Origin of the sequence: Phenylobacterium sp. (assembly GCF_031412415.1) — a bacterium.
Classification (GTDB): domain Bacteria; phylum Pseudomonadota; class Alphaproteobacteria; order Caulobacterales; family Caulobacteraceae; genus Phenylobacterium.
In genome coordinates this window covers 1-1,875 of the sequence record NZ_JANOCX010000366.1, presented here as the reverse complement: position 1 = coordinate 1,875, position 1,875 = coordinate 1, and the positions used below count along the sequence as shown (strand labels likewise).

The window sequence follows — 1,875 nt, the reverse complement described above, 5'->3', positions numbered from 1 at the left end:
ATCGAGTGGGAGTAGGGGAGTCTGTCGCCAGGTCGGGGCCTCGATGCCGGACGTTGTGACGTGGTAGGGTTGCAGGGTTGGTCGCGCACACGGAGGACGGATGGCGGCGCTGCTCAAGATCGTGGACGAGCACTTCGGGCCCACGGGAACTGATCGCCGGCCAGCGATCGAACTGAAGCTCGTCTCCGAAAGGATCACCCCGCGAGAGATCATCGAGCGGCGTGTGGAATTGGAAGTCGAGACCCTCAACAACCGCAAGCTCGCCCACGCTGCTGGTCAGCTCAGGTCCCGGTCGTTCCTGATCGACGTGGAGGTGACGTCGCCCGAGGCGGTGCTGAATGCCGGACTGGGAACGGGCCGAAAGCTTGTCCTGGCCCGCGTCGAGCGGGAAGCCGCGCGGGCCTTCCAGGCGTTTGAAAAGCAGCGCTTTATCATGCTGCTGGACGACAAGCAGATTGAAGGACTCGACGACGAGGTGACGGTCATGGCCGAGAGCCAGATCGTCTTCCTCTACCTCATGCCGTTGAAGGGCGGCTGATGTCGCTGCTGAGGCGGCTCGCTGAGCTGTTTCGCGGATCGGCTGCCGACGCGCCCCTGCCGTCGTCATCACCCCGACCCCGAGTGGCCGCGGCGTCCGGAAACGCCCAGCCGCCGCGCTTCAATCCCGCCTTGATCGTTGAGCAGGTCTGCAAGGAAATCGAACGCGCGCGGGCCGATCACACTGATGGTCTCAGCCAGTCCGCGTGCTGGCGATCACTCAAGGAGCGTCCTGCGGACATCCAGGTCGCCGTCATGTTCGCGGTGCTCGCCCGCTACCGCGCGACACGAGCCAACGACTGGCGGACGCGCCAACTCTACCCGTCGATGCTGACCGGCCTGCTGCGACGCAACCTGCCGCTGACGGGCCCCCAGCTCGCCGACCTTCTCGCAGCCTGGGAGGCACAGCCCTACGGTCTGCAGGACGGCCTACCCGGGCCGAGCATCCTGGGCGCCGTCGAGCGCTACGCCGAGAAGTCCGAGGTGACCGGACCGCTTAGGACTCGGCTCGGCCGCATCCAGAAGCGCGCCGGGAGCGGCTCGCACGGACAGGCGCCGACCAAAGCTTTGCGATCGATCGCTTATCGGGCTGGCCGGTTGCTCGACTCGTCCGCGACAGGCGCTCCGCCAGCCGGTCCGTTCGCAAAGCAGATCGAGGCGCAGCTGACCGGCGTTTCTCCGGAACGCCGCGCGCGATGGGGCAAGCTCTTGGTCCTAGCGGCCGAGGGCGGCGCGAAAGCGAAGCCTAGCCGCAAGTGGCTGCACGCCATGGATGAAGCCATGGCCGCCCTCGATCGCTCCGAGCTGAGGCACGAGGTGCTGCGCTTGCTGGACGCCACGACGCCAGATCCGACCGGCCCCGACCAGAGCCTGGACATCGTCAGGGGCCTGGTGTGGGCATCGGTGAATCTCGACCACGGCGAGGTTGTCGGTGCGCTGGGCCGGTTCGCCGAAAGGTGTTTCCGCAAGGTGCGGGGCGTCGGCGCGCGCTCGGTCTCGCTGGGCAATGCCGCCCTCTGGGCCCTGTCGGAGATGGCGGACGAGCCTCGGGCCGCGGCCGAGCTATTTCGCCTCCGCGAGCGGATCAAGTACGTCTCGACCCGCAAAGGCATTGATGCACGCCTGGGCGACCTGGCGCAGCTAACCGGGCAGACGGTCCAGGACCTGGAAGACCTTTCGCTTCCCGATTTCGGCCTAGGCGAAAACGGCGGGGGCGCCTTAGCGGGGTGTGATCCAGCTCACTTGAGCCGATGCAGGCGCAGCGGCTTGGTCGCTTCCCGGGCGATCATACCCTTGGCCTCAAGGTCGAGCTGCACGCCTTTCAGCCACCAGCCGGCC

2 protein-coding genes are annotated in these 1,875 nt (G+C 67.0%); one reads left to right on the top strand and one right to left on the bottom strand.

The annotated features are described in order from the left end of the window. The first annotated feature begins 100 nt into the window (after positions 1-100). Positions 101-538 carry a hypothetical protein gene (locus tag RMO04_RS17425; protein ID WP_309646036.1) on the top strand — a complete coding sequence of 146 codons (438 nt, stop codon included), beginning with the start codon at positions 101-103 and terminating at the stop codon, positions 536-538. 1,237 nt (positions 539-1,775) lie between these two features. Here the strand turns inward: RMO04_RS17425 and RMO04_RS21200 are convergent. Continuing rightward, the gene (locus RMO04_RS21200) at positions 1,776-1,853 is read right to left on the bottom strand and encodes a hypothetical protein (RefSeq protein ID WP_405041517.1); all 78 of its coding nucleotides are present in this window, start codon (positions 1,851-1,853) and stop codon (positions 1,776-1,778) included. Positions 1,854-1,875 lie beyond the last annotated feature (22 nt).